The following is a 26917-nucleotide window of genomic DNA, read 5'->3' as shown; positions in this document are numbered from 1 at the left end:
TTCCGAGATGCCCCGGTCAAGCCCGGGCATGACGCCAGGATGAAGCGCGTCATGGCCGGGCTTGACCCCACCATCTCCTGCAGAATGGAACTCTGAACATGCTCGAAATCCGCAATCTGGTCGTCAAGATCGCCGACGAGGACAAGCAGATCCTCAATGGCCTCAACCTCACCGTGAATGACGGCGAGGTCGCCGCCATCATGGGGCCGAACGGCTCCGGCAAGTCGACCCTGTCCTATGTCATCGCCGGCAAGGAGGATTATGAGGTTCTCGACGGCGAGATCCTGCTCAACGGCCAGAACGTGCTGGAGATGGAGGCCGATGCCCGCGCCGCTGCCGGCATCTTCCTCGCCTTCCAGTACCCGCTGGAGATCCCCGGCGTCGCCACCATGACCTTCCTGAAGGCGGCGATGAACGCCCAGCGCAAGGCGCGCGGGCAGGACGAGCTGCTGACGCCGGACTTCATCAAGCAGGTGAACGCCGCCGCCGACAAGCTCGGCATCGCCAAGGACATGCTGCGCCGGCCGCTCAATGTCGGCTTCTCCGGTGGTGAGAAGAAGCGCATGGAAATCCTTCAGATGGCTCTGCTTTCGCCGTCGATGTGCATCCTCGACGAGACCGATTCCGGCCTGGACATCGACGCGCTGCGGATCGTCGCCGAGGGCGTCAACGCGCTCCGCGACAAGAGCCGCGGTTTCCTCGTCATCACCCATTATCAGCGCCTGCTCGACCATATCGTGCCGGACACCGTCCACGTCATGTCGCAGGGCAAGATCGTGAGGACCGGCGGCAAGGAGCTGGCGCTGGAGCTCGAGAAGAGCGGCTATGCCTCCTATGGGGAGGCGGCGTAATGGCCATCGTCACCCCGCTGAAGACGGCGGCCGAGCAGACGCTGATCCAGCAATATGCGGACAGCAAGGCTGAGTTGCCGGGCGGCCCGGCCGTGCGCAAGCTGCGCGAGGATGCCTTCGCCGGCTTCGAGGCCAAGGGCCTGCCGCATCGCCGGCTCGAATCCTGGCGCTATACCGACCTCCGCACGCTGCTGCGCGAGGCGCGTCCGCTCGCTGACGGCGCGGTCGCTACCGAGGCGGTCAAGGCGCGGCTGGCCGCGCTGAAGCTCGGCGGCCTGCGCCTCGTGCTGGTCGACGGTGCCTTTGCGCCGGAGCTGTCCACGCTCGACGCGATCCCCGAAGGCGTCTCGGTGCAGTCGCTTGCCGATGCGCTAGTTTCGCCGCGTGAGGACCTGACCGGCATTCTGGCTGGCCCCTCGGTCGGCAATGACGACACCGGCCTGATGCTCAACACGGCGCTGATGCGCGATGGCGTCTTCGTCGAGCTGGCCGATGGCGTCGAGCTCGAGCGGCCCGTCGTGATCGTCTCGCTCGCCTCGGGCGAGGAGGAGCGGGCGGTGTTCCACCGTTCGGTCGTGCTCGCCGGCAAGGGCGCCAAGGGCACCATCGTCGAAGTCAGCGAAGCCGCGGGCTCCGCCGCACAGCAGATCAACGGCGCCATCGTCTTCGAGACCGGCGACAAGAGCGAGATCCAGCATGTCCGCGTGGTGACGCGGCAGTCGGCGGCAAGCGTGCAGGTGCAGAGCCTGCTCGCGACCGTCGGCGCTCATGCCAAGTTCGATTCCTTCGCGTTCGTCGCCAAGGCGGGCACGCTGCGCCAGCAGCATTTCGTCCGCTATGCCGGCGAGCACAGCGAGATCGGCCTGCGCGGCGTCAACCTGCTCCGCGGTTCCGAGCATGCCGATGTCACGCTGATCGTCGACCACGAAGTGCCTCACGGCACCAGCCGCGAATTGTTCAAGACGATCGCGAGCGGCGAGTCGACCGGCGTCTTCCAGGGCAAGGTCATCGTGCGCCAGCATGCGCAGAAGACCGATGGCAGCATGAAGAGCAACGCGCTTCTGCTGAATGACGGCGCATCGATGTTCAACAAGCCGGAGCTCGAGATCTTCGCCGACGACGTGGTCTGCGGCCATGGCGCGACGGTCGCGCAGATCGACGGCGAGCAGCTCTTCTACCTGATGGCGCGCGGCCTGCCGCGGCCGCAGGCCGAGGCGCTGGTGCTGCAGGCCTTCGCCGGCGAGGCGGCCGAATTCATCGCCGACGAGAACGTGCGCGATCTGGTGATGGTCGAGGTCGAATCCTGGCTCAAGGCCCGCGAGGCCGCTTCCGAGGTGAGCACCGTCTGATGCCCTACATCAATCTCCAGATCACCAAGGGCGCGACGCGCGAGCAGAAGGCGCAGATCGTCAAGGAGTTCACCGAGACGCTCGTGAAGGTTCTCGGCAAGAACCCGCAGAACACCCATATTGTGATCCAGGAGATTGAGCGGGAGGATTGGGGGCATGCCGGCGCGCTCGTCGCCGACCGGCAGCCCGGTTCCGGAAAGGCGTGAGGATGAACGCGGTTACCGGCCAGCCCATGCTGAAGCCCTATGACGTCGAGACCATCAGGCGGGATTTCCCGATCCTGTCGCGCGAGGTCTATGGCAAGCCGCTCGTCTATCTCGACAATGCCGCCTCGGCGCAGAAGCCCGAGGTGGTGATCGAGGCGATGACAAAGCTGATGCGCGAGGACTATTCCAATGTTCATCGCGGGCTGCACTATCTCGCGAACGCTTCGACCGAAGCCTATGAGGCAGCTCGCGAAAGTGCCCGTCGCTTCCTCAATGCCAGGCATCTCGAAGAGATCATCTTCACGCGCTCCTCGACCGGGGCACTCAACACGGTCGCATCCTCGCTCGGGCGCCATCTGGACCTCGGCGAAGGCGACGAGATCATCGTCTCGATCCTCGAGCACCATTCCAACATCGTGCCCTGGCATTACTGGCGCGAGCGCCACGGCGCCGTGTTGAAATGGGCACCGATCGACGAGGACGGCAATTTCCTCATCGAGGAATTCGAGAAGCTGATCTCGCCGCGCACGAAGGTGGTGGCGCTGACGCATATGTCGAACGCGACCGGGACCATCGTGCCGATCGCCGAGGTCGCGAAGATCTGCCGGGCGCATGGCATTCCGCTCGTCGTCGACGGCAGCCAGGGCGCGGTTCATCTGCCGGTCGACGTGCAGGCCCTGGGCTGCGACTTCTACGCCTTTACCGGCCACAAGACCTATGGGCCGACTGGTTCCGGCATCCTCTGGGGCCGCAAGGAATGGCTCGACAAGCTGCCGCCCTATGAAGGCGGCGGCGAGATGATCGTCACCGTCACTGAGGATGCGGTGACCTATAACGACCCGCCGCATCGCTTCGAGGCCGGCACGCCGGCGATCGTCGAGGCGGTGGGGCTGGGCGCTGCGCTCGACTACATGATGGCGCTCGGCCGCGAGAACATCGCGGCACATGAGGCCAGGCTCGGCGCCTATGCGATGGAACGTCTCGGTGAGATGAATTCCATCCGCATCTTCGGCAAAGCGAAGGAGAAGGGCGCGATCGTCGCCTTCGAGATGAAGGGCGCCCATGCCCATGACGTCGCGACGGTGATCGACCGCGCTGGTGTCGCAGTTCGCGCCGGCACCCATTGCGCCATGCCGCTTTTGGCACGATATGGGGTGACATCGACCTGCCGCGCCTCCTTCGGCCTCTACAACACGCTGGAAGAGGTCGACAAGCTGGTGGAAGCCCTGCGGAAGGCGGAGAGCCTTTTTGCCTGATAATCGAGGATTTTGAGCCTTGGCCACCTCCGAGCCCATCGCGTTGAAGGAAGACGGCCTGAAGCCGAACGAGCCGCAGGTCGGCTCCGGCACGTCGCTTCCGCCCGAGGAGATCGACCGCCTGACCGACGACATCGTCGCGGCGCTGAAGACGGTCTACGATCCCGAGATCCCGGCTGACATCTACGAGCTCGGCCTGATCTATCGCGTCGACATCGCCGATGACCGCCAGGTCACCATCGACATGACGCTGACCGCGCCGGGCTGCCCCGTCGCCGGCGAGATGCCGGGCTGGGTCGAGAACGCTGTCAGTACCGTGCAGGGCATCGCGGGCGTGACGGTCAACATGACCTTCGACCCGCCCTGGGATCAGTCGCGTATGTCCGACGAGGCGCGCGTCGCCCTCGACATGTGGTGAAAAACGCCGGCTTCATGCCGGCGTGATGGATCGCATTCCATCGCTTCATTGGCATTCCGCGCGCTGCACTGGCAGGAAGGGCTGAAGCATCGGACCGAAGAGTGGAATCCACTTTTCGGAGGACATCGGATGCTTAACAAGGGGCTGGATCGCCACTTCGCGTCCGATAGGATGCCCGGCGATCTGGAGCCTGAGCCGCCTTCCGGAGCCCGCCATGCCCAGCTTTCCCTTTGAGACCGTCGACGTCTTCACCGACCGCCCCTTCGGTGGCAACCAGCTCGCCGTCTTCACCGATGCGCGCGGTCTCTCGGACGCCCAGATGCAGGCGCTGGCGGCGGAGATGAACTACAGCGAGACGACCTTCGTCCTGCCGCCGGACGATCCAGCCAATGACGCCAGGGTCCGGATTTTCACGCGTACGCATGAGATGCCTTTTGCCGGACATCCGAATGTCGGAACGGCTTTCGTGCTCGCGCGCCACGGGCGAGACCGCGGCGGTGTGCTGCGCTTCGAGGAAGTTGCCGGGCTGGTCGAGGTCAAGGTCGCACGCGATTCTTCCGGTGCCGTCACCGGCGCGACGATCGCCGCGCCGCAGCCCCTGACGAAAAGCATCGAGCTTCCGGCCGACGCGATCGCGGCCTGCGCAGGTCTCGCGCCGTCGGATATCGTGGTGACGAACCACCAGCCGCTTCGTGCGTCGGTCGGCGTCTTCTTCGTCCTCGCCGAAGTGACCGTGGAAGCGCTTTCCCGCGCCACGCCGGACCTGAGCCGGTTCCGGGCGGTTCGCGACAGCACGCCCGGGCTGGAGGGGCGCTTCTCGCTGTTCCTCTATGCCCGGGACGGCGTCGCCGATATCCGCGCCCGGATGTTCGCGCCGATCAGCGGCACATGGGAGGATCCCGCTACCGGCAGCGCCAGCGCCACGGTCGCGGCCCTGTTGCTCTCTCTCAATAGCCAGGACGATGCGAGCTTCACGCTGACGCAGGGCGTCGAGATGGGCCGCCCGAGCCTGCTGCACCTGAGCGCGCGCCGCGGCGAGGACGGTATCCGCGCCACCGTCGGCGGCTCCTGCGCACAGATGTTCCGGGGCGAAGCGCTCCTATAGGCCCAGCTCGGCGCGCACCCGCTTCGTCAGCCCGGCGGCGGCGAGGCGGTGGCTCTCGCGCAGATAGTCCTGCAAGGCGTGGTCCGGCATGCTTTCACCGGTGAGCCACTGGATCCACTTCATGCCGCGCGAGGCGAGATAGGGCGCGGGCCTGAGGCCCGGCTGCTCCTTGAGGATGTCGAAGGCCATCGGCGAGCATTTGAAGCTCACGGCCATCTCGCCGTCTTCCTGTTGGCGGGCGATGGCGAAGACCTTCTCGCCGACCTTCCAGACATCGGCGCCGCCCCACTGCACGACATGGCTCGTCGCCGGCAGCGCGGCGCAGAAGGCGTTGTAGGCGTCGGGCGACATCGTGGCCTCAGTAACTCTCGGCGTCGATGCCGTGGCGTGCCGCGGCGGCCTTGATCTGAGACCAGGTCTCGTCGTCGAGCGGGATGCCCGCGGCGCCGCGCTCAGCCCGGACCTTGCGCTCCTTGTCGCCCGGCGCCAGGACCGGATTGGCAGGGTCCTGCGGCTTCGCCGCGCGCACGAAGGCGAGGTAGCTTTCGGTGCGGCTCCTGCGCAGCTCGGCGTCCGGCTCCAGCCGGGCCGGGTCGATGATCACGCCGAAGAGCGAGTTGATGATCCAGGTCTTCTGCGGCTTCTGGTCGATGCGCGCCGCGCCCATCAGCCCGGCCGAGAGCAATTCGGCGATGAGCGAGAGGCCGGCGCCCTTGTGGTCGCCGAAGGGCAGCAGCGCGCCGAGCGGGTGGTCCGGGCTGATGAAGACATGGGCCGGGTCGGTCGTCGGCCGTCCCTCGCCATCGATGATGTAGCCGGGCGGCACCTGCTCGCCCTTGTTGAGGGCGACGCGGGCCTTGCCATGGGCCATGCGGCTCGTCGCGAAATCGAGGATGAGCGGCTCGCCTCCGGGGACGGGAATGCCGATCGCATGCGGATTCGTGCCGAAACGCGCCTCCTTGGCGGCATAGGGCGCGACGATCGGCGGCCGGCCGGCGACATTGACCCAGAAGAACGAGATCAGACCGGCGGCGGCGGCGACCTCGGCATAGTGGCCGATGCGGCCGATATGATGCGAATCGAGCAGATTGACGATGGCGACGCCACCGGCCCTGGCCATCTCGACGGCGCGATCGACGGCCCTGCGCGCATTCGGCTGGCCGAGCGCGACCGCTCCGTCGATGATCAGGAAGGGCGCGGCGTCGACACGGGCCTGTGGTTGCGAATTCGGATCGAGATTGCCGTCCGCCAGCGACTGGAAATAGAGCGGGATCATGCCGACGCCATGGCTGTCATGCCCGCTCAGATTGGCGAGCACGAGATGCTCGGCGGTTTCCTGCGCCTCCGCTTCCGTCCAGCCGGCCTTCACCACCATGTCGTGGACGAGGGCGCGCAGCGATTCGGGGCGATGCAGGCGATGAGGCATGGTTCTTCCGGGAGTTTGGCGGACAGATCGGATGAGGAAGCCAGAGTGCATGCCCCGGCCCGATGCGCAATGCATCTGGCGATGGGCGCGAGGCCGGAGATTGCATGGCTGGCATAGGACCGAAAAGCGGGCCCCACTTTTCGGAGAATCCTGTGCTCGGACAAAGGCCGAGATCGCCACCTTGCGTCCGAAAGGACGCACGGCGATCTCGGCGCGTCCATCTCGACGCGAGCCGCCGCGATCCCTATGTTAGGGCAGCAATCTTGCTTCACCGGGCCTTGAACCCGGTCGAGGAGGGACGAGGAATGTTTTCGATACCGGGCCTCAAGGTCATCTCGCTGACCGACGCCGCGGCTGCCCGCATCCGTGAGATCATGGCGCAGTCCGCCGATGGCGATGCGCCGGCGCTCGGCTTGCGCGTCGGCGTCAAGAAGGGTGGCTGCGCCGGGATGGAGTACACCTTCGAGATCGCGCGGGCGGTCAACAAGGGCGATGACGTCGTGGCTGAGAAGGGCGCGACCGTGGTTGTCGACGCCAAGGCGGTGCTGTTCCTGCTGGGCACCGAGCTCGACTTCAAGACCGACCGCTTCTCCTCAACCTTCGTCTTCAAGAATCCCAATCAGGTTTCGGCCTGTGGCTGCGGCGAGTCGGTCGAGATCAAGCCGCGCAGCGAGAGCGCACTCACGGCTCCCTGAGCGGTGGAAGAGGCCGCGGTCAGGCGGTTCTTTGCGCGCAAACGCAGCATCCTCGGCGGCGTCGGCATCTATGCCGATGACGGGCCGATCGTCGCCTTGCTGCTCGACGGAACGGTCCATCTGAAGACGGCCGCATCGAGATCCCGCTTTTCGAGGGCGCTGGAAGCGAGCCCTTCAGCGATGAGGCCAAGGGCATGCCGCGCCGGACGAGCTATTGGTCGCCGCCGGACGACGCGCGCGAGAGCGGCGAAGCCCTCCCGCGCTGGACCGGGTTCGCTCTGGAGGCGGCCCGTGAGGCCGCCGCCTGAAAGCTCAGGCCACCCGGCTCGTCGTCTCCAGCACGTCCTCGGTGACGGTACGGTTGCGGCCGTCGCGCTTGGCCTGCATCAGCGCCTGATCAGCCCGGTCGACCAGCGAACCTGCGGTGTCGCCGCGTCGATAGGTCGATACGCCGAGCGAGATGGTGATGCGGCCGAGATTTTCGTTGGTCGAGCGCTTGATCAGCTCGCGGGTCAGCAAGGCCTGCCGCACCGTTTCGGCGCCAAATTTGCCGGCGATCAGGTCTGCCTCCGGCAGGATGATCGCGAATTCCTCGCCGCCGAACCGGCTGATGACCGCCTTTTCCTTGAACTTGTCTTTCATGGTGCGGGCGACCAGCCGCAGGACCTGATCGCCGGTGAGATGGCCATGGGCATCGTTGAAGCGCTTGAAGAAGTCGATATCGGCCATCACCAGAGCGAAAGGCTCGCGCCGCAGCGTCGCCTGATCGATCGACTTCTGCAGCATCTCCTCGAAATGGCGGCGATTGGCGAGCCCGGTCAGCGGGTCGGTCAAGGCTTCCGCACGGGTCGATTCCAGCGCCTCGCGGAGGTTGCGGATCTCGTTGGAGCTGTTGCGCAACTCGGCTTCGAGCTGGGCCTTGCGCGTCACCTCTTCGCGGGTCGAGAGCACGAGCGCCTCGACCCATTCGCGCAGCTTCTGCCGGTCGGTCATCGGCGGCACGTCTTCCGACATCGCCGTCAGGCGGCCGTGAAAAAGTTCGCTCGACCCCAGGGCCTTGTCAACCAGCTCCATCATGGCGTCGATCTCGCCGAGGACCTGGAGGCTGGTGCGCTCTGCCTGACGGGAAAAGCGTTCCGTGCTGATGAAGCGCTCGTACAGGCTGTCGATGTCGGCAGCGGTGACATTGCCCTCATTGCCGGCGATGATGGCGTTCATCGCCATGCTGACGGCGGGCATCTCGCCGCTCAGATGCGCGTACCAGACCTCGAAAGCGCGAGGATAGCTGGGCGAGCCGTGGTGCCGCATTGCGGCGACGACGCGCTCGGCGAGATCGTTGGTGCGGGCGGAAACCGAAGCTTCGTCGTCCATGCCTTCGCCATTCCGGTATGAAGCCGGGTCGTGGCTTTCGGCCACGTCAGCTTCGATTGATCCAATCGAAGCGGGACATCCTGTCCGTCTATACGGCGGCATGCGCCCGTCCGCCGCTGCGGTGTTCCCGCAGCAGCGACGACCAACTTAGTCAGACGACGTTAAAATCGGGTTGATGACGCAAGGTTATCCGACGCGGGCCGGGCGGAGCAGAAAGGCCGGCACATGATCGCCCAACCCCTTGACCTGAGGCCCTTCATCGTCGTCGCGCGAGCGGGAATTCCGGCCGCGGCGCGCGCTGTCCTGCTCGCGATGAGCGACCGGCGCAGCCGCAACCTCGGCATCCGGCCTGACGGGCTGGCGGCGGCCGGCATTGCGCGGGCTGTCCTCGGCCTTCTCGGCCGCTTGAGGGCGGGGGGCCGGTTCGGTGGCAGCGCGTGGCCCGCGTTCCGGCCGCCCGCGTCCGCGCGCTGGGCGCTTGTCGTCGCGGCGACCGCGCCGTTCCTCGCGCGGCTCGCCGGGAGGCAGGTCGGCGACGCTGCCGCCTTCGAAGGCGATCGTCTGGCCGGTCAGCTTCTCGATCGCCGCGACGAGCTTGTCGTCATGGCGCGTGACGATGGTGAAGGAGGCGCCTTCGCGCCCGGCGCGGCCGGTACGGCCGATGCGATGGACATAGTCCTCGGCATGGGTCGGCACGTCGAAATTGAAGACGTGGCTAACGGCCGGGATGTCGAGGCCGCGCGCGGCGACGTCGCTGGCGACGAGGATCGGATTCTCGCCGGTGCGGAAGGATTCCAGTGCCGCCATGCGGGCGTACTGGTCCATATCGCCATGCAGGGCGACCGCCGGGAAGCCGTGGCGCAACAGCGATTTGTGCAGCGTGGCGACGTCGCGCTTGCGGTTGCAGAAGACGATCGCATTCTGCAGGTCGGTCGCGCCCTTGATGAGACGGCGCAGCGTCTCGCGCTTCTCGAAGTCCTGCGAATTGGAGGCGATCAGGCGCTGGGTGATCGTCGTTGCCGCCGTTGCCGGGCGCGAAACCTCGACACGGACCGGATTATGCAGGAACTGCTCGGAGATGCGGGTGATCTCGGGCGGCATCGTCGCGGTGAAGAACAAGGTCTGCCGCGTGAAGGGAACAAGTTTGCAGATCCGCTCGATGTCCGGGATAAAGCCCATGTCGAGCATGCGGTCGGCTTCGTCGATGACGAGAAGCTCGACGCCGGTCAGCAGGAGCTTGCCGCGCTCGACATGGTCGAGCAGGCGGCCGGGCGTCGCGATCAGTACATCGACGCCGCGGGTGATCTTGGCATCCTGATCGCCGAAGGAGACGCCGCCGATCAGCAGCGCCACCGAAAGCTTCTGGTTGACGCCGTAGCGGACGAAGTTCTCCTCGACCTGCGCGGCGAGTTCGCGCGTCGGTTCGAGGATCAGCGTGCGCGGCATCCGGGCGCGGGCGCGCCCGTTCTCCAGGATGGTGAGCATCGGCAGCGTGAAGGCTGCGGTCTTGCCCGTACCCGTTTGGGCGATGCCCAGAACGTCCTTGCGGGCAAGAACATGCGGAATGGCCTGGGCCTGGATGGGGGTCGGCGTGCTATAGCCTGCGGCCGTGACAGCCGTCAGGACCTTTTCGCTCAAGCCGAGTTCGGCAAATGACATCGCGTATGGCGCTTCTTCAGGGTCGGTGAAACGCGGTGGGACGACCTGCTCGACCACCGCGTTGGCGCGACAACACTTCCTGCGCGCCTTCGGACCCGTGTGGAATGCAAAGAAAACGCGGCAAAGTCAATCATCTAACCTTGAAGGGACTGCTTTGGCCTCATGAAGGAACCGCTTGTCCTCGTTCCCGGGCTGAGCGCCAACGCCGCGCTCTATGCTCAGCAATGGCCCGCGCTTGCCGATGGTCGCCCGATCCTGGTCGCCGAGCACAGTCTGGACGACGCGCTTTCAGGCATCGCGCAGCGCCTACTGGCGGCAGCGCCGCCCCGCTTCGCGCTCTGCGGGCTGTCGATGGGCGGCTATGTCGCTTTCGAGGTCTTGCGACAGGCCCCGGAGCGCGTGTCGCGCCTTGCCTTGCTCGGCACCACCGCCAAGCCGGCAACGCCTGAAACCAACGTTCCGCGCGAACAGATGATCTCATTGGCGGAGAAGGGCGCCTTCGACAACGTTACGACCCTGCTCTGGCAGAAGCTCGTGGCGCCGGCGCGGCTCGCCGACGAGCCGCTGCGGCTCCTCGTGCGGCAGATGGCGGAGGATGTCGGGGCGGGCGGTTTCATTCGCCAGCAGCGGGCGATCATGCTGCGGCCGGACTCGCGGCCGACGCTGGCCGGCTCGACCTGCCCGGTGCTGGTTCTCGTTGGCGAGGAGGATGAGATCACGCCGCTCTCCGAGGCCCGTGAAATGGCCGCATTGGTCGGCGGGCGCGGGCGACTGGCCGTGATCCCGGGCAGTGGCCACCTCTCGACGCTGGAGGCGCCCGATAGGGTCACCGCGGAGCTGCTGCGCTGGCTCGATTGAGCTCAGCGGGGCAGGGCGCAGGGATCGAGCCGGGTGTCGCCGGCCGCCTTCGTGATCGAGCCCGTGGTCAGCGGATCGACCGGCTGGCGCTTGGAGGCGGCGAGACTGACGGCCGCCATGCGCTCCCTGTCCAGCGGCTCGATGCGGCTCGACATGAAGTTGGCGGCGATCACCGACAGGAAGGCGATGGCCGCGCCGGCCTTGGCGACATCGGCGACCACCGTGCCGCGGTCGTTCTTCCAGAACAGTTCGATCAGGCGCATGGCGCACTCTCCGCGTCTCGTGACCTCACGAGAACCGCAGACGACCTTACGGAAGAGCCGTAAAAGCTTGGTTAGCCGGTTCTTGCCGGGAACCGCTCGATTTGCGTGCTTCTCACCGGCTTGATCGCATCGCCCGCCAGGAGCGATCGCTGCTCGCGGAAGAGCTTGCGCAGCGCGCCGAGGACGGCGACGACGCCGGGCCGGCTGCGCGAGATCTCATGCGAGACCAGATAGATGTCGTCGCCGGTCCGCTCCGGCGGCGGCTCCAGCCGGCGCAGTGTCGAATCCGCATCGCCCATGAAGCAGGGCGCCATCGACAGGGCGCCGGCGGAACGGATGCTTTCGTAGCGCGCCGCCGAGTCGCCGACGCGCGCTGCGATCGGCCGGCCCGCGGCATAGGTCATGATGTAGTCGTCTATCCGGGACGAAGTCTCGCGGTTGACCGAGATGATCGGGGCCGTGGCGGGATCGATGTCCTGCCGGATATAGAGTGCCTGCATCAATCGGCCGAGCTTCTGGGCGTAGTGGCCCGGCTCGGTCGGCGGCTTGCTCATGCGCAGCGCGATATCGGCCTCGCCGCGGGCAAGGTCGAGCCTGCCGCGCGTGCTGATGATGACGATCTCGACGCCGCCGGCCGCGGCCGAGATCGCGGTCGCATGCATGGTCAGGAGGAGGCTGATCGACGTCGTCGCGGTCACGCGCACCGGAGCATTGGCGAGCGGTTTCGCAGCCTCTGCGCGGATCGCGAAGCGGCGGGCGGCAGCCTCGATCTCGCCGGCCTCAGCAGCAAGCCCCTGTCCGATCGCCGTCGGGGCGAGGTGATTGGCCTCGCGCGTGAAAAGCTGAAGGCCGAGGTCGCGTTCGAGCGCCTTGAGCCGGCGCGCGACGGTGGCTTCGCTCAGCCCGAGCTGCGCCGCCGCCACGGCCATCGACCCGCCGACGGCGATGGCGTGAAAGATCCGGATATCGTCCCAGGAGGCGCTCCCGGCGGCTGCCGCCAGATCGCCGTCGCGTCGAGATGGAGGTGGAGAAGGCTCGGCCATAGGGTCAGCGGCCAGTCGCCCGGCGCGGTCCGGTGCTTGCGGTCATGGCATTCGGTAGGGTGAGGCGGGTTCGGCATGCGCGAACCCTGCCTGCAACGGCCGCGTGGGGCAGCCCGGCGGCCGTGAAGCCCAGCCCCCCAGAGTTGCTGGGCTCGCTCCTCACAGGTCGATCAGCTCCCCGGCGAAGGCAGCGCGTTCCTGGATGAAGGTGAAGCGAGCTTCCGGCTTGTTGCCCATCAGCCGCTCGACTGTATCGGATGTTTCTTCCTTCGCCTCGTGGTCCACCATGACCTTGAGCAGGATGCGCTTGCTCGGATCCATGGTGGTTTCCTTGAGCTGGGCCGGCATCATCTCGCCGAGGCCCTTGAATCGCGAGATCTCCGGCTTCTTGCCCTTGAACGCCGTCTCAAGCAGCTCGTCCTTATGAGCATCGTTGCGGGCATAGATGCTCTTGCCGCCATGCTGGAGCCGGTAGAGCGGCGGGACGGCGAGGTAGAGATGGCCCTTCTCGATCAGGCGCGGCATCTGGCGCCAGAAGAAGGTGACGAGCAGCGAGGCGATATGGGCGCCGTCGACATCCGCATCCGTCATCACGATGACCTTCTCGTAGCGAAGATCGTCCTCGCGGAATTGCGCGCCGATACCGCATCCCAGCGCCAGGATCAGGTCGGCGAGTTGCTGGTTTGCGTGAAGCTTCTCGCGCGTCGCATTGGCAACGTTGAGGATTTTGCCGCGCAGCGGCAGGATCGCCTGGTTGGAACGGTTGCGCGCCTGCTTGGCGGAGCCGCCGGCCGAGTCGCCCTCGACGATGAAGAGTTCGGAACCAGCCGCGCCGGCATTGGAGCAGTCGGCGAGCTTGCCGGGCAGGCGCAGCTTGCGCGTAGCGGTCTTGCGCGAGACCTCTTTTTCGAGGCGCCGGCGCAGCCGCTCCTCGGCGCGGTCCACCGACCAGTCCAGCAGGCGCAGCGCCTGCTGCGGCGCGGCCGCAAGCCAGTGGTCGAAAGCGTCGCGAACGGCGCCCTCTACGATGCGGGAGGCTTCGAGTGTCGCCAGCTTGTCCTTGGTCTGGCCCTGGAATTCCGGCTCGCGGATGAAGACCGAAAGCATGGCCGCGCAGGTTGCCATCACGTCGTCGGAGGTGACCTGCGCCATGCGCTTGGACTGGCCGATGCGCTCGGCATGGTCCCGCAGTCCGCGCAGCAGGGCGATGCGCAGGCCCTGCTCATGAGTGCCGCCTTCGGGCGTCGGGATCGTGTTGCAATAGGAGGAGGAGAAGCCGTCCTCGCCGGTCGCGAGCCAGGCCACCGCCCATTCAAGCGAGCCGTGGCCGCCTTCCTTGGTGATCTTGCCGGAGAAAATCGGCTCGGCGACGAGGTCCTTGCCCTCGATCTCGCGGCCGAGATAGTCGCGCAGGCCCCCGGGGAAACGGAACACGGCCTCCGCCGCGACATCGCCTTCCGGCTTCAGCAGCGACGGCGCGCAGGTCCAGCGGATCTCGACGCCACCGAAGAGATAGGCTTTGGAACGCGCCATGCGGAACAGGCGAGCCGGCGAGAAATGCGCGCCCTCGCCGAAGATCTGAGGATCGGGATGGAAGCGCACCTTGGTGCCGCGCCGGTTGGCGACGGCGCCGACCGTCTCCAGCGGCCCCTGCGGCAGGCCACGCGAGAAGATCTGGCGGTAGAGCGTCTTGCCGCGCGCGACCTCGACCTCGAGCCGGTCGGACAGGGCATTGACGACGGAGACGCCGACGCCGTGCAGGCCGCCCGACGTCTCATAGGCCTTGGAATCGAATTTTCCGCCGGCATGCAGTATCGTCATGATGACTTCGAGCGCGGACTTGCCCGGGAATTTCGGATGGGGATCGACCGGAATGCCGCGGCCATTGTCCGTCACCGCGATGGAGCCGTCCTCGAACAGCTCGACATCGATGAAGGTGGCGTGTCCCGCCACCGCCTCGTCCATGGCGTTGTCGATCACCTCGGCGAAGAGGTGGTGCAGGGCGCGCTCATCGGTGCCGCCGATATACATGCCGGGCCGGCGCCGGACGGGCTCCAGCCCCTCGAGCACTTCGATTGCGGAAGCGTCATAGCCGGTCTCGGAAAGAGTGCCGTTGCGCGCGCCGTTTCCTGCGGGCGCGGGCGCCTTCGGAGCCGCGGCCGGCGAGCGCGCTTCCGGCTTGGGATCAGCCGCGCGAGGCCGCTCCGGCTCCCCGCCGAAAAGATCGCCGTTCTCGTCCATCACTGCCTAACGTTTCCTGATTCGTTCCGTCCAATTCTAGTGCATGAAGGACGGATTTTGCGATGTGCTTGTTTCATCCGGAGTCCGATCCGGCTCGGTAGCGGCGTCGGGCGTCGCGCCTCGTCGCTCCGCTTATAGACAGGTCCCCGAGACATCGGAACTCTCTCGTTGGAACGGTGCACCGGTCGTCATCGGCATGTGACGTTGCCCTGGCACAAGGGGCATCGGAACCGGCGCGTTCAGTCTGCGTTAACCATCGCCGTCGAGGATCGGAAACAGATCGGGCCTATGCGGACAGCCGCAATGAGCTATGATCGGGGCAGGGGGAAGAAATGGCCGTGGTGTCGCGTCGCTCAGTGCCGGTTACGGGAATCGCAGGGCTGCAGCGTGCCGCGCGGCTTGCGGGTGAGAGCTTCGGGCATGAGGACGTCATCGGCGCGCCGCTGACCCAGGCCGAAAGCCATGCGGGCCGCTGGTTGTGGTGGCTCGCGGCGATTGCTGCATCGGCCGGCCTGACGGCCCTTCATTTCTACTGATCCTTCAGGCAGACAGCGCGGAAGTATCAACCTTTTTGCCCTAAGGCCTTTGGCCGGAGGGTAGAATTTCCATGGCTTCCGGTATCGGTTTCGGCGGGACTCAAGATGGCTCCGCCGCGCGCATCGCAGGCGGAGTGGCCGCCTGATGGCCAAGATCACCGCATTGGGCGCGTATTTCTATCAATCGCTCCTGGCTTTCGGCCTCCTCATCGTCGTCTCCAATCTGCTGCCGGCGTCGGACTACGCTGCCTACTCGCTCTTCGCCTCCATCGTGCAGTTTGCCGATATCGCGTTTTTCCACTGGATCCGCGCCGCCTCCAGCCGCTTCTATCCGGGCCCGGACAAGACCAGCGAACAGGCCGAGCGCGGAGTCATCATGGTCGAGCTCGCTGGAAGCGCGGGCCTCTGCCTGCTCGCAGCCTTCCTTGCCCCGCTCCTCGGCGCTCCGGTCTGGCTGGGATTGCTTGGCGCGATGGCGGCGATCCTGCAGGGTGCAGGCGAACTGCACCTGACCATGCTGCGTTTCCGGCAGGAGTTCAGGCTGTTCTCCTGGCTCCAGGGTGCACGCGCGACGATCCTGGCCGCGGCAACGATCGCCGGCGCTTCGATCAGCCCCGATTTCGCCCATGTGCTGGCCGGGGTGCTGGCCGGCAACATCATCTACTGCGTCATCGCCTGGGCCCGGTCGCGCCGGGTGATGCCTCTTGCCATGCATTGGCAGGCCGATATCGCAACGAGGCATCTGGTCTATGGCGGGATCACGGCCGGCGCCGGCGTCGCGACCCTGCTCATGCCGCTCGCTCTCAAGACCGTCTTGCTCGGCTCGCTCGGCCAGGCCGCTGCGGGGCCGATGCTGGCGCTCGATCTGTTGCAGCGGCCCTTCATCATGATCACCTCGTCGCTTCAGGCGATCCGCTTTCCCGAACTGGTCGCCCAGTTCGATCGCAAGGGCGATCCCAAGGCGATTCAGGCCGAACTGGGCCGCTACTACGCGCTGCTGGTGGGCCTCTCGCTGATCGGAGCCGCTGGAATCATCGCCGTGCTCGGCCTCGCCACCCAGCTCGTCATTCCCGTGGGGCTGCGCGAGGCCTTCCTGCGGACCGCGCCTTTCGTCATGCTGATGGCGATGCTGCGGGCACTCGCCCAGACCGTGCTGCCGGCGCCCGTGCATCTGCAACGCCGCTTGACCGCCATCCTGGGGCTCGCAGCTCTCGACTGCGTTTTGACCTGTGCGGGCGCGCTCGTCGCGATGTGGTTCCTTGCCGGCACCGACACGGCGATCGTTGCCGGCGCTGCCGCCGGCGCCGCCGCGGCGCTGGCGCTCGGATGGTTCATGCTGCGCCGGGAGTCCTTCGCCATGCCTTGGCCGCCGATCGCCCTGTCGGGCACCGCGCTCGCACTGTCCTGGCTCTGCACGATCTGGTTCGCGGGCAACCTCATGCTCGCGACCTGTGCCGCGCTCGCCATCGCGCTCGTCATGAGCGCCTACCCCTTGCTCATCCTTGTCCGCTGGATCGCTCGTTGAGACCGCCTGGCCGGACAAGCCTGCTCGCGCCACGTCGAGGCTCCCGCCATCCCTGCCGCTGGAATGATCTCTGGAGTTCTTCATGCGCGTGGTCATCGTCAGCGATTTCGGCTCGATCAACGGCGGCGCCGCCAAGGTGGCGATCGAGAGCGCCCGCGGCTTGGCCGAGGCCGGCGTCGAAGTCGTCTTCGCCTACGCGATCGGTCCGGTTTCAGACCGTCTCGATCATCGGCTGATCGATGTCGCGCATTTCGCCGGTGAGGAGGTCTGGCAGGTCGGCAGCAAGGTCGCAGCCGCGCGCCAGGGCATCTGGAACGCCCGGGCGCATGCCTTCCTGAGCGAACTGCTTGCGAAGCAGCCCCGCCGCGAGACCCTCGTCCATCTCCACCAATGGACCAAGGCCTTCAGCCCGGCTGCCATCGCCGCTGCGGGCGAGAGCGGGATGCCGGTCGCGATCACGATGCATGATTACTTCTCGTTTTGTCCGGTCGGCGGCTATTTCGACTTCAAGGCCGGAGCGCCCTGTCGGAAGAGGCCGATGTCGATCGGTTGCGTCAGCGCCAATTGCGATCGCGCCTCCTATATCCACAAGCTGGTCCGCGTTGCCCGGCAATGGCGTTCGGACAAGGCGCTGCGGGGTTTGCAAAGGCCGCTCTTCATTCATGTCAGCGCGTTTGCTCGCGACGTCGCCGAGCCGTTCCTGCCACGCACGGCACGGCATGTTGTGATCGAAAACATGATGAACGCGACGCCGCACGCGCCTGCGGACGTGGCCAAAAGCCGTCATGCCACCTTCGTCGGCCGGCTTACCCAGGAGAAGGGCATTCTGGTCCTGGCGCAGGCGGCTCGCGAAGCCGGCGTTGCCTTACGGTTCGTGGGTGATGGGGACGATGAGATCAAGGCTGCGGTCGCTGGCCTCAACCCGGATGCCGAGATCACCGGTTGGCTCGATTCCTATGCGGTCCTCGCCGAACTCCGCGCCGCCCGCTGCCTGGTGGTGCCATCGCTCTGGTATGAGACAGGGCCGCTGACCGTGGGCGAGGCGATGGCGCAGGGTGTCCCGCCCATCGTGCCGCGCACGATCGGCGCCGCCGGTCGTGTGCGTGATGGAATCGACGGCCTTGTTCTCCCCGCCGTCGAAGCCGGAGCGTTGACCGAAGCTCTCATTGCCTTGCGCGACGACGCTTTCGCGTCACGTCTCGGGCGAGCGGCTCATCAGGCCTTCTGGGCAGAGCCGCCGACGCTCGGTCGTCATGTCGAGGCGCTGCGCGCCAGCTATCGGGCTGCCTTTGCTGCGACGGCGTAGGCTTGTTTCAGGTCAATGGCCGTGCGGCCGCAAGCAGATTGGCGGAAAAGGCAGGAGGGGCGTCGATAGGTTCGATCCGGCACTCGTGCCCCTGGAATAGCCGCACGAACTCTCGCGTGAGCGGCGAGGCCGTGTGAGCGGTATGTCTGAGCATGTAGAGGCGGTCGTACCCAAGGCTGCGCAGGACGTTCCAGCTCGACGCGCCGAGCTCTGCTGAATTGCTTTCGAAGGCGATCACGGGCCGATGCCGCGCCAGGGTTTCGGACAGGCCCTGGAAAACGGAGTGCTCGAAGCCCTCGACATCGCATTTCACGAAGGTGATCGCGCGCCCATCCAGGCCAAGCTCCGTGACAAGGCGGTCTCCGTGGCGCACAGGCAAGCTCCTGTCGCCGTTCCCCTTTGCGAAGGTGCCGGTCCCGTCATTGCCTTCCTCGTGGAAGGAGAAAGGGAGTTCGGCGTCTTCCGGCCCCAGCCCAACCTCGGCCACCTGGACATTGGTGCAATGGTTGAGGGCCAGGTTCGCGCGCAGGACAGCGCTCATCTGCGGGTTGGGTTCGAAGCAGACGACGCTGTCGAAGAGACCTGACCAGACCACTGCATGATTGCCGATATTGGCGCCGATATCGAGGCAGATGCCTTCGCCCAGAGCAAGGTTCCGGATCAGTTCCGTCAGGCAGGCGAGCTCCTCGCGCTCGTACAGGCCGTTGGTGAGGACGGCAAGCCCGACATGTTCATGCGGGATGACCGCAAGCCGGGGAGAATGACGGCGCAGCTCCCCCCATTGCCGCCGCACTAGGGCCTTGATCGCCAGATCCCGGATTCGAAACAGCGCACCCATGACTTATCCCCGTCGCCTCCGGCGCCAATATACCGACGGTCCCTGAAACATTCCGATAACAAGGGACACCACATGCCTGGATATCGCGTCTTCGATGATGTCGTCATCGCCGACCCCGCCACGCCGCCGCCGGCCGGGTTCACCAGCGGGCCGATCGGCAATGCTATCGACGCCGCACGGGTTGCCGGCAAGCCGCTTCAAGTTCGGCCCGGCAGCTATAGCCTTTCCAATATTGACATTCTGACAACGAACGGAGCCGGGCGCGGCATCGAAGTCTACTGCCCGGCGGGTTCGGCGATCCTGACCTTGACGGGCGGCAGCTATGGCTTGCGCATTGCCGGCCAATCGGGGATGAGCTTCCGCAACCTGACTTTCGACGGACAGAACATCGCGCTGCCCGCCTATGGCGCGCCCAATGTCATCACTGCGGCTGCCGGGCTGGTCATCCTCGACAATGCCAAGAACACGGCGTTTCGGAACTGCTCCTTCCGCAACACGGTAAAGACGGCCGGTGAGCCAACGACCGGCGCCTACAAGGCAGGCCTGCTCTGTGTCAACGACTCGCTGCCGGTCATCACAGCGTCCACATTCGACAATGTCGACATCGCAATCTGGGCCTTCAGCTCCGAGATCCTTGTCGATGATTGCACGGTCACCGGCGCCAAGAACAACGGCATTGCGGTGTGGGGCACCGTCGGCAGCGGCGGCAACCTCTCAACCATTCGCAACAACAGGATCAACTTCGTCGCGAGCGACTACGGAACTGGAGCCAACGGCAACGGTGTCGCCGTCTATCTGGCCAATGACGTAACGATTACCGGCAACGTCATCATGAACTGCGATTTCTCGGCGGTGCGCATCAATGGTGGCTCGCGCTGCCTGATCGCCGACAACACCTGCTGGAACATTCGCGAGGGCTGCCTCTACTACGAGGCTCCCGCCTCGGGGCAGGACAGCACTGGCGTCACGATCGTCAACAACAGGGTCGATACGGCCGGGGACGGTGTCTACGTCACCAATTCCGGCTTTTTCGGCGACGGAACCGCCCGCAGGGCCGTCATTCAGGGCAACCAGATCAGCAACCTGTCCTCGAACGCCATTCCGGCTTCCGGCGGCATCGGGCCCTATTCGACGATGGCAATCGGCGTCACCGTCGAGCAGGATTGCATCGTCTCGGGCAACATCGTCGAAAACGCCCTGGGTGGCATCAAGCTCGGTGTTGCGCAGGGCGCCCGCGACCTCGTCTGTGATGGCAACCTTCTGCGGCAATGCGGCGTCGGCATCGCCTTCTCGGCCAATGCGGCAGCCGGCAAGATGGTGATCGCGAACAACGTGATATCCGGATCCGGCAGCAACGCGCTCGTCTCGGCGACGACGATCGGGCTGACGCCGCCGCTCGTCAGCTACAACGCCAATCTGCTGTCACAGACGGCCGGAGCCGGCGCCCAGATCCTGATCGCGCATAATCGCGCGTCCTGACGGCTCTCCATTCGCCAATAAGAAAAACCGGGGCGTTTCCGCCCCGGTTCACAAAGGTTGGCCGCAAAGCGCGGCCGGGAGGAAGCGCGCGGCCGGTTCCCTGCGAAGCCGGCCGAAATCCTCAATACGAGTAGTACATCGCGAACTCGACCGGGTGCGGCGTCATCTCGAAGCGCGCCACATCCTGCATCTTGAGCTCGATATAGCTCTCGATGAAATCGTCGTTGAAGACGCCGCCGGCCTTGAGATAGGCGTTGTCCTTCTTGAGGGACTCCAGCGCCTCGCGCAGCGAACCGCAGACGGTCGGGATCTTCTTCAGCTCGCGCGGCGGCAGGTCGTAGAGGTCCTTGTCCATCGCCGGGCCGGGATCGATCTTGTTCACGATGCCGTCCAGACCGGCCATCAGCATGGCCGCGAAGGCGAGATAGGGGTTCGCCATCGGATCGGGGAAGCGGACCTCGACGCGCTTGGCCTTCGGCGAGGTCGTCCACGGAATACGGCAGGAAGCTGAGCGGTTGCGCGCCGAATAGGCGAGCAGCACCGGAGCCTCATAGCCCGGGACGAGGCGCTTGTAGGAGTTGGTCGAGGGGTTCGTGAAAGCGTTCAGCGACTTGGCATGCTTGATGATGCCGCCGATGTACCACAGGCACTCCTGCGACAGGTCGGCATATTTGTTGCCGGCGAAGACCGGCTTGCCGTTCTTCCAGATCGACTGGTGGACATGCATGCCCGAGCCGTTGTCGCCATAGATCGGCTTCGGCATGAAGGTCGCGGTCTTGCCGTAGCTCTGGGCCACGTTGTGGATCGCGTACTTGTAGATCTGCATGAGATCGGCGGTGTGCGTCAGCGTGTCGAACTTCATGCCGAGCTCGTGCTGGGCCGAAGCGACCTCGTGGTGGTGCTTCTCGACGACCACGCCCATCGACTGCATGGCGGCCAGCATCTCGCCGCGCATGTCCTGAGCGGAATCCTGCGGCGGGACCGGGAAGTAGCCGCCCTTGGTGGCGATGCGGTGGCCGAGATTGCCGCCCTCGTAATCGGCATAGCCGTTGGTCGGCAGCTCGACGTTATCGAGCTTGAAGCCGGTATGGTACGGGTCGGCGGCGATCTTGACGTCGTCGAAGACGAAGAACTCGGCCTCGGGGCCGACATAGACGGTGTCGCCGATGCCGGTCGACTTCAGATAGGCCTCGGCCTTCTTGGCGATGCCGCGCGGGTCGCGGCCATAGGGCTCGCCGGTGCCGGGCTCGAGCACGTCGCAGTTGATGACCATCGTGGCGGCCGAGAAGAACGGATCCATCGTCGCGGTCGTCGGGTCCGGCATCAGCAGCATGTCGGACTCGTTGATGGCCTTCCAGCCGGCGATCGAGGAGCCGTCGAACATCGTGCCCTCGGCGAAGATGTCCTCGTCGATCATGCCGACGTCGAACGTCACGTGCTGCCACTTGCCGCGCGGGTCGGTGAAGCGGAAGTCGACGTATTTGACGTCATTGTCCTTGATCGCCTTGAGGACATCCTTGGCGCTTTTCATTTCAGCATTCCTCTTGCCAGCAGTTTTCAAACTCGTGGGCCGTCGCTGGCTCCAATCCAGCCGCGGCCTTTGATTCCGTGATGCGGGGGAAAGATCTCAGATCGCGTCCGCGCCGGTCTCGCCGGTCCGGATGCGGATCGCCCCCTCGACCGTTGATACAAAAATCTTGCCATCGCCGATGCGGCCGGTCTGGGCGGCCTTGACGATGGCCTCGATGGCGCGGTCGACCATGTCGTCGCTCAGGACGATCTCGATCTTCACCTTCGGCAGGAAGTCGACGACGTATTCGGCGCCGCGATAGAGTTCGGTATGGCCCTTCTGGCGTCCGAAGCCCTTGGCTTCGAGCACCGTGATCCCCTGCAGACCGACCTCCTGAAGCGCCTCCTTCACCTCGTCCAGCTTGAAGGGCTTGATGATCGCTTCGATCTTCTTCATGCGCCGATCGACCTCCACTGCGCTTCAGGCTCCGGCGCGTGCCGGAAAAGAACTGCAAAAATCCGTCGGCGCGGGCTGGGAGCCCCTCGGCTTTCGGATGATTGCGACCGTACGTCTGCTCATAGCATTGGCGCAAACGCCCCGCCATGCGGCAGGCCCCATTCCTTCGCCTGTGTAGGAGGCAAAAAACAGCACAAAAATAGTTCATATGATTAATTCAGCGGCAATCGGCCTGATCCGCATCGTCTTGCGATATTGGGCCAGACGGTCCCATCATGCGGCATGACGATCTCTCAAGCCGAAGCGACGCAGCCATCGGATCTCGCCCTGCTTTCGACCGACGAGATGCGGCGAGCGGACGGCGTTGCGATTGGCGCCGGTATGGCGGGCATCACTCTGATGGAGCGCGCGGGAAGCGCCGTTGCCGAGGCGGCGCTGCGGCGCGTCGAGAAGGGCGCCACGGTCGCGATCGCCTGCGGTCCTGGCAACAATGGCGGTGATGGATTCGTTGCAGCCCGGCTTCTGCAGGCGCGCGGGCTCACTGTGAAAGTCGCGCTGCTGGGCTCGCCGGACGCCGTCCAGGGCGACGCCGCGCTCGCCTTCGCGCAATGGAGCGGGCAGGTTCTGCCGCTGGCATCGCTCGCCAACGGGGCCGTAGATCTCTATATCGACGCGCTGTTCGGCGCGGGCCTCGCACGGCCGCTCGCCGGCGAAGCCGCCGAAGCCGTCGCACTCATGAATCGCGCAGGCCGCCCGGTGATCGCCGTCGATGTCCCCAGCGGCGTGTCCGGGGATACCGGCCTGGCCGAAGGCCCCGCTGTTCGCGCGACTGAAACCGTGACGTTCTTCCGGCTCAAACCGGGTCACCTCTTGCTGCCGGGGCGTTCCCTTTGCGGAAGGATCGTCGTGGCCGATATTGGAATCCCGGCCGCGACGGCATTGTCAGAGATCGCACCCAGAGCTTTCCACAATGAGCCGGCGCTCTGGCTCGCTGCCTTGCCGCATCACGGCCTCGACACGCACAAGTTCCGGCGCGGAGCGGTCGCCGTCGCCGCAGGCGGTGTCGCGGGCGTCGGCGCGCCGCGTTTGAGCGCGCGGGCAGCGTTGCGGATCGGCGCCGGCCTTGCGACGATCCTGTGCGCTCCCGGGGCTCTGGCAGCCYATGCGTCGCGCGGCCCGGATGCGCTGATGCAGCGCCCGGTCGCGGATGGCGAGGCGTTCTCGGAATTCCTCCTGGACCGGCGAATCTCTGCGATTGCGGCAGGGCCGGCCCTTGGGCTTGACGAGCGCGCGGTCGCGTTGGTCCGCTCGGCCCTCGCGAGCGAGAGGCCGGTCGTGCTCGATGCCGACGCCCTGACCCTGCTTGCGACCTCGCTGCGGGAGGACGTCTCGACCCGGAACGCCGCCTGTCCGCGCGTGTTCACGCCGCATGAAGGGGAGTTCCAGCGCCTGTTCGGCGGTGAGCCTGCGATCGCGACGGAAGCCTCGAAGCTGGAGCGGGCGCGCAAGGCCGCCGCTCGCTCGGGCGCGATCCTTGTTTACAAGGGAGCGGATACGGTGATCGCCGCGCCTGACGGGCGGGCGGCGATCAATTCCACAGGCTCGGCCGCACTGGCGACCGCCGGCTCAGGCGATGTGCTGGCCGGGCTCATCACCGGCCTGCTGGCGCAGGGGATGAGCGCCTTCGAGGCGGCTTGTGCTGCCGTCTGGCTGCATGGCCGCGCTGGAGAAACGCTCGGCATGGGTTTGATCGCGGACGATCTGCCGGAGGCGATCCCGCCATTGCTCCGCGCCCTGTCCAGGGGCTGAAGCGTTGAACCGAAAAGAAGAAGCCCGCCCTTGCGGGGCGAGCTTCGTTCGGTTTCCCGAGCATGGGGCGGGCGCTCAGGTGCCCGAATACGTGACGGCAGGCGCCGCGTGGAGCTGATCCTTCGTCATCGTGATCTTGCCGTGGTCCGGGTACATCGCGGGCGCCTTGGGCGCCGCTGCGGCAGGAGGGGTTGCCGGCATCGCTCCACCGGTTCCGGCCGCGCCGCCACCCGAAGCAGGCGCGGGCGCGGGGGAAGCCATGGGCTGGTCACTCCAGCTCACCTGATCGAAGGGGATCGCGACATCCTTCGTGCCGATGCCGAGGAACCCACCGACGCCGACGGTCACCATCTCGACCTTGCCGGTCTTGTCCATGATCACTTCCGTGACGTCGCCGACCTTCTTGTCGTCGGGCCCGTAGATATCCACGCCGATCAGCTTGGTGGTGCGCCATTTGCCCTGGCCGGCGAGATTGGTTGGCGCCGGGGTGCTCTTCGCTGCCGAGGTCGAGGCTGACGGTGCCGAGGACGGCGGCGAGGGAGCGTTGGTCTGCGCAAGCGCACTGGCCGCGAGCAGGCTCGCTGCGACAGAAGCGAATACAACATGTCTGATCATGTTTTCCTCCTTAATATTTCCGCGATGATGCGGGTCGCTCCAATAACAACCGCGAGGAAGATTTGTTTCAAATTACGTGTTATCGAGTATTAATCGAACAGTTTCGACAGCAACATCCGCGCGAAGACAGTTGTCTTCGATTCGGTTCTGAAATAATTTGCTCGCAAAACGAGGCCGTGCTCGTATGCTGCGGAGGAAGAACGCCGCGAGCGCGGCCCTGTTCCATCCGAGGAGGAAACTGTGATGTCGCCGGCTATGGTTACGGTTTCGCTGAGCCGGGAGGTTCTGGCAGCGCTCGATCACCACATCACGATGCAGAATCCGCCCCGCACGCATGCCGAGCTGATCGCCGAGATCGTCTCGCAATGGGCCGCGGCCCAAGGCGCGCAGGCCGGTCCGCCCGATGAGGGGCTGCGCCCCGAAGAGCTCAACGCCAGCAACGACTCCTAGGGCATTTCCGCGCTGCCAAGCGGCGCCATCCGCTTCGTGAGATCATGTTTGGGGGCGCCGCGCGAAACGATTTCCGTCGAGCGTCGGCTTCAATCGTCGGCGTCGTCGCGGCGAAGCTCGAAGGAGAGCATGGCTTCGGCGATGGCGTGCAGCTCCTTCTCCTTGTCGGGAGTGTCCGGCATCGCGTTCAATTCCTTCACCCGCTGCTGGGCGCGATCGTAGTCCTCGTCGCTATGGATGACGATGGGCAGTTTCACGTTGCGATCTCCTTTGCTCGTCCGGCTCGCCGTACCGCCTCGCGGCGTACGCGGCGATCCTGCGCTCGTCGGCGCGCTTCGGTTCGAAGGCCCCGCTTAAGCGTTCGGCAAGGGCAGTCGGTCATCATAGGGTTCTGAGACTGGACGGGAAGAGGCGATGAACAGGTTGTTCCTCCTGGCGCTGCTGGCCGGCGGCACTTTGCCGGCTGCGTCGCTGTCGGCCGCGGCCTTCTGGCAGCGCTCGCAGGTCTCCCGCTGCAACGACGCCACCACCGAGGCGGAGCGCCAGAGGCTGCGCTGCTGGGAGCTCAACGCCTATGCCGATCCGGGCTGGCCTGCCCTTGGGGCCGGCCTTGGCCTGGGCGGCGCCTATTATCTGGGCCCGCCGCCGCCGCCGGTGATCAAGGGTGGCGTCACGCGCCGGCTTGGCTAAGGCATACGGACGGCCATTTCCTCGCGCATAGGGGCTCGCGGAGCGGCCGGCATTCGTGCGAGAATTGCGTCGCGCGCTGATAAGGCCGGACGCCCGTTGCCAAGGACGCGCTCTTATGACGTGACCTGGCGACAGCCGCTCGGTGATGCGGCCGAGCTTGCGAGCCGTCTCCATGACGAAAGAAGAGCTGGAGGAAGCCATGACCCTGCGGATCAACGATACGGCTCCGGATTTTGCGGCCGATACGACGGAGGGACCGATCCAGTTCCATGACTGGATCGGCGACAGCTGGGCGGTGCTGTTTTCCCATCCGAAGAACTTCACCCCGATCTGTACCACCGAGCTCGGCATGATGGCCGGCATCAAGGGCGAGTTCGACAAGCGAAACGTCAAGATCATCGGCATCTCCGTGGATCCGGTGGAGAGCCACCATAAATGGAAGGCCGACATCCAGACCGCGACCGGTCACAACGTCACCTATCCGATGATCGGCGACAGCGAGCTCAAGGTCGCCAAGCTCTACGATATGCTGCCGGCCTCGGCCGGCGACACCTCCGAAGGCCGCACGCCGGCCGACAACCAGACCGTGCGTTCGGTCTTCCTCATCGGCCCGGACAAGAAGGTCAAGCTGACGCTCACCTATCCGATGACGACGGGCCGGAACTTCCAGGAGATCCTGCGCGCGATCGACTCGATCCAGCTGACGGCGAAGTTCCCTGTGGCGACCCCCGCGGACTGGAAGCCGGGCGAGGATGTCGTCATCGCCGGCTCGGTCTCCGACGAGGACGCGACCAAGCGCTTCGGCCTGTTCGAGCGCGTCCTGCCCTATCTCCGCAAGACGAAGCAACCTACGGCCTGAGAAGGCTCCGGCACCCGCGCGGATGTGGCGGGTGYCGACCGGCTCCGCGGCAGTTGCCGTTGCCGCGGTCGCATCCGGCGTTGGCGCAGGCAGGGGAGCGTCG

General features: G+C 65.8%; 28 protein-coding genes. 16 read left to right on the top strand and 12 right to left on the bottom strand.

Annotated features, from left to right (window positions below; genetic code table 11):
- Positions 1-98: 98 nt before the first annotated feature.
- The 6 genes from sufC (at position 99) to AC1DE3_RS20755 (ending at position 5185) form a co-directional block, all read left to right on the top strand.
- Complete coding sequence (gene sufC / locus AC1DE3_RS20780; protein WP_441513441.1) at positions 99-851, top strand: Fe-S cluster assembly ATPase SufC; 753 nt, start codon at positions 99-101, stop codon at positions 849-851.
- Positions 851-2200 (top strand): Fe-S cluster assembly protein SufD, encoded by a 1350-nt coding sequence (gene sufD, locus AC1DE3_RS20775; protein ID WP_476778204.1) that lies wholly within the window; start codon positions 851-853, stop codon positions 2198-2200. Before sufC ends, sufD begins: the two co-directional genes overlap by 1 nt.
- Positions 2200-2406 (top strand): tautomerase family protein, encoded by a 207-nt coding sequence (locus tag AC1DE3_RS20770; RefSeq protein ID WP_400506761.1) that lies wholly within the window; start codon positions 2200-2202, stop codon positions 2404-2406. The genes sufD and AC1DE3_RS20770 overlap by 1 nt, the downstream gene beginning before the upstream one ends.
- A gap of 2 nt (positions 2407-2408) precedes the next feature.
- Positions 2409-3662, top strand: a complete 1254-nt coding sequence (locus AC1DE3_RS20765; RefSeq protein ID WP_476778205.1) for an aminotransferase class V-fold PLP-dependent enzyme — start codon at positions 2409-2411, stop codon at positions 3660-3662.
- Positions 3663-3720: 58 nt separating this feature from the next.
- Positions 3721-4080 (top strand): SUF system Fe-S cluster assembly protein, encoded by a 360-nt coding sequence (locus AC1DE3_RS20760; protein WP_441471087.1) that lies wholly within the window; start codon positions 3721-3723, stop codon positions 4078-4080.
- Positions 4081-4294: 214 nt separating this feature from the next.
- The gene (locus AC1DE3_RS20755) at positions 4295-5185 is read left to right on the top strand and encodes a PhzF family phenazine biosynthesis protein (protein WP_476778206.1); all 891 of its coding nucleotides are present in this window, start codon (positions 4295-4297) and stop codon (positions 5183-5185) included.
- On the opposite strand, the gene AC1DE3_RS20750 is transcribed toward AC1DE3_RS20755, so the two are convergent.
- Positions 5180-5536 carry an MmcQ/YjbR family DNA-binding protein gene (locus AC1DE3_RS20750; RefSeq protein ID WP_476778207.1) on the bottom strand — a complete coding sequence of 119 codons (357 nt, stop codon included), beginning with the start codon at positions 5534-5536 and terminating at the stop codon, positions 5180-5182. The genes AC1DE3_RS20755 and AC1DE3_RS20750 overlap by 6 nt on opposite strands.
- Positions 5537-5543: 7 nt before the next feature.
- Positions 5544-6611, bottom strand: coding sequence for a malate/lactate/ureidoglycolate dehydrogenase (locus AC1DE3_RS20745; RefSeq protein WP_476778208.1), 1068 nt, complete (start codon positions 6609-6611; stop codon positions 5544-5546).
- A 305-nt stretch (positions 6612-6916) separates the two neighbouring features.
- Between AC1DE3_RS20745 and AC1DE3_RS20740 the strand changes: the two genes are divergently transcribed.
- Positions 6917-7306 carry a HesB/IscA family protein gene (locus AC1DE3_RS20740; RefSeq protein ID WP_476778209.1) on the top strand — a complete coding sequence of 130 codons (390 nt, stop codon included), beginning with the start codon at positions 6917-6919 and terminating at the stop codon, positions 7304-7306.
- A gap of 312 nt (positions 7307-7618) precedes the next feature.
- Here the strand turns inward: AC1DE3_RS20740 and AC1DE3_RS20735 are convergent, their stop codons facing one another.
- Positions 7619-8677, bottom strand: a complete 1059-nt coding sequence (locus tag AC1DE3_RS20735) for a GGDEF domain-containing protein (RefSeq protein WP_441513434.1) — start codon at positions 8675-8677, stop codon at positions 7619-7621.
- A gap of 186 nt (positions 8678-8863) precedes the next feature.
- Positions 8864-10336, bottom strand: coding sequence for a DEAD/DEAH box helicase (locus AC1DE3_RS20730; RefSeq protein ID WP_476778210.1), 1473 nt, complete (start codon positions 10334-10336; stop codon positions 8864-8866).
- Between the two features lie 162 nt (positions 10337-10498).
- Here AC1DE3_RS20730 and AC1DE3_RS20725 point away from each other — a divergent pair, with 162 nt between their 5' ends.
- Entirely contained in the window at positions 10499-11194 is a 696-nt protein-coding gene (locus AC1DE3_RS20725; RefSeq protein WP_476778211.1) for an alpha/beta fold hydrolase, read from the top strand.
- A gap of 2 nt (positions 11195-11196) precedes the next feature.
- Here the strand turns inward: AC1DE3_RS20725 and AC1DE3_RS20720 are convergent, their stop codons facing one another.
- The 3 genes from AC1DE3_RS20720 to parE form a co-directional block, all read right to left on the bottom strand.
- Positions 11197-11457, bottom strand: a complete 261-nt coding sequence (locus AC1DE3_RS20720; protein WP_441513431.1) for a hypothetical protein — start codon at positions 11455-11457, stop codon at positions 11197-11199.
- A 71-nt stretch (positions 11458-11528) separates the two neighbouring features.
- Positions 11529-12500: a LysR family transcriptional regulator gene (locus AC1DE3_RS20715; protein ID WP_476778212.1), complete on the bottom strand. Its 972-nt coding sequence runs from the start codon at positions 12498-12500 to the stop codon at positions 11529-11531.
- Positions 12501-12659: 159 nt separating this feature from the next.
- A complete protein-coding gene (parE, locus tag AC1DE3_RS20710) occupies positions 12660-14741 on the bottom strand; it encodes a DNA topoisomerase IV subunit B (RefSeq protein ID WP_476778757.1) in 2082 nt (693 codons plus the stop codon).
- 332 nt (positions 14742-15073) lie between these two features.
- On the opposite strand from parE, the gene AC1DE3_RS20705 reads away from it, so the two are divergent.
- From AC1DE3_RS20705 to AC1DE3_RS20695, 3 genes are all read left to right on the top strand, one after another.
- On the top strand, positions 15074-15277 hold the full coding sequence (locus AC1DE3_RS20705; protein WP_441513429.1) for a hypothetical protein: 204 nt from the start codon (positions 15074-15076) through the stop codon (positions 15275-15277).
- Between the two features lie 145 nt (positions 15278-15422).
- Complete coding sequence (locus AC1DE3_RS20700) at positions 15423-16802, top strand: hypothetical protein (protein ID WP_476852719.1); 1380 nt, start codon at positions 15423-15425, stop codon at positions 16800-16802.
- Positions 16803-16884: 82 nt separating this feature from the next.
- Complete coding sequence (locus AC1DE3_RS20695; RefSeq protein WP_476778214.1) at positions 16885-18108, top strand: glycosyltransferase family 4 protein; 1224 nt, start codon at positions 16885-16887, stop codon at positions 18106-18108.
- Positions 18109-18115: 7 nt separating this feature from the next.
- Here AC1DE3_RS20695 and AC1DE3_RS20690 read toward each other — a convergent pair whose 3' ends face one another.
- Positions 18116-18946 (bottom strand): FkbM family methyltransferase, encoded by an 831-nt coding sequence (locus AC1DE3_RS20690; protein WP_441513426.1) that lies wholly within the window; start codon positions 18944-18946, stop codon positions 18116-18118.
- Between the two features lie 72 nt (positions 18947-19018).
- On the opposite strand from AC1DE3_RS20690, the gene AC1DE3_RS20685 reads away from it, so the two are divergent.
- Positions 19019-20425, top strand: a complete 1407-nt coding sequence (locus AC1DE3_RS20685; protein WP_476778215.1) for a TIGR03808 family TAT-translocated repetitive protein — start codon at positions 19019-19021, stop codon at positions 20423-20425.
- Between the two features lie 121 nt (positions 20426-20546).
- Here the strand turns inward: AC1DE3_RS20685 and glnA are convergent, their stop codons facing one another.
- Entirely contained in the window at positions 20547-21956 is a 1410-nt protein-coding gene (gene glnA / locus AC1DE3_RS20680) for a type I glutamate--ammonia ligase (protein WP_441513425.1), read from the bottom strand.
- Between the two features lie 96 nt (positions 21957-22052).
- Entirely contained in the window at positions 22053-22391 is a 339-nt protein-coding gene (locus AC1DE3_RS20675) for a P-II family nitrogen regulator (protein ID WP_441513424.1), read from the bottom strand.
- 282 nt (positions 22392-22673) lie between these two features.
- Here AC1DE3_RS20675 and AC1DE3_RS20670 point away from each other — a divergent pair, with 282 nt between their 5' ends.
- A complete protein-coding gene (locus AC1DE3_RS20670) occupies positions 22674-24200 on the top strand; it encodes an NAD(P)H-hydrate dehydratase (protein WP_476852718.1) in 1527 nt (508 codons plus the stop codon).
- A gap of 75 nt (positions 24201-24275) precedes the next feature.
- Here the strand turns inward: AC1DE3_RS20670 and AC1DE3_RS20665 are convergent, their stop codons facing one another.
- Positions 24276-24815 carry a PRC-barrel domain-containing protein gene (locus AC1DE3_RS20665; protein ID WP_476778217.1) on the bottom strand — a complete coding sequence of 180 codons (540 nt, stop codon included), beginning with the start codon at positions 24813-24815 and terminating at the stop codon, positions 24276-24278.
- Between the two features lie 243 nt (positions 24816-25058).
- Here AC1DE3_RS20665 and AC1DE3_RS20660 point away from each other — a divergent pair, with 243 nt between their 5' ends.
- The gene (locus tag AC1DE3_RS20660) at positions 25059-25265 is read left to right on the top strand and encodes a hypothetical protein (protein ID WP_441513421.1); all 207 of its coding nucleotides are present in this window, start codon (positions 25059-25061) and stop codon (positions 25263-25265) included.
- 89 nt (positions 25266-25354) lie between these two features.
- Here AC1DE3_RS20660 and AC1DE3_RS20655 read toward each other — a convergent pair whose 3' ends face one another.
- Positions 25355-25522 (bottom strand): hypothetical protein, encoded by a 168-nt coding sequence (locus AC1DE3_RS20655; RefSeq protein ID WP_441513420.1) that lies wholly within the window; start codon positions 25520-25522, stop codon positions 25355-25357.
- A gap of 157 nt (positions 25523-25679) precedes the next feature.
- On the opposite strand from AC1DE3_RS20655, the gene AC1DE3_RS20650 reads away from it, so the two are divergent.
- Together AC1DE3_RS20650 and AC1DE3_RS20645 are read left to right on the top strand one after the other, a co-directional pair.
- A complete protein-coding gene (locus tag AC1DE3_RS20650) occupies positions 25680-25955 on the top strand; it encodes a hypothetical protein (RefSeq protein ID WP_476778218.1) in 276 nt (91 codons plus the stop codon).
- 199 nt (positions 25956-26154) lie between these two features.
- Positions 26155-26814: a peroxiredoxin gene (locus tag AC1DE3_RS20645; protein WP_476778758.1), complete on the top strand. Its 660-nt coding sequence runs from the start codon at positions 26155-26157 to the stop codon at positions 26812-26814.
- Positions 26815-26917 lie beyond the last annotated feature (103 nt).

Source organism: Allobosea sp. 10L417 (assembly GCF_056395485.1).
This window is presented reverse-complemented; position numbering and strand designations above follow the sequence as displayed.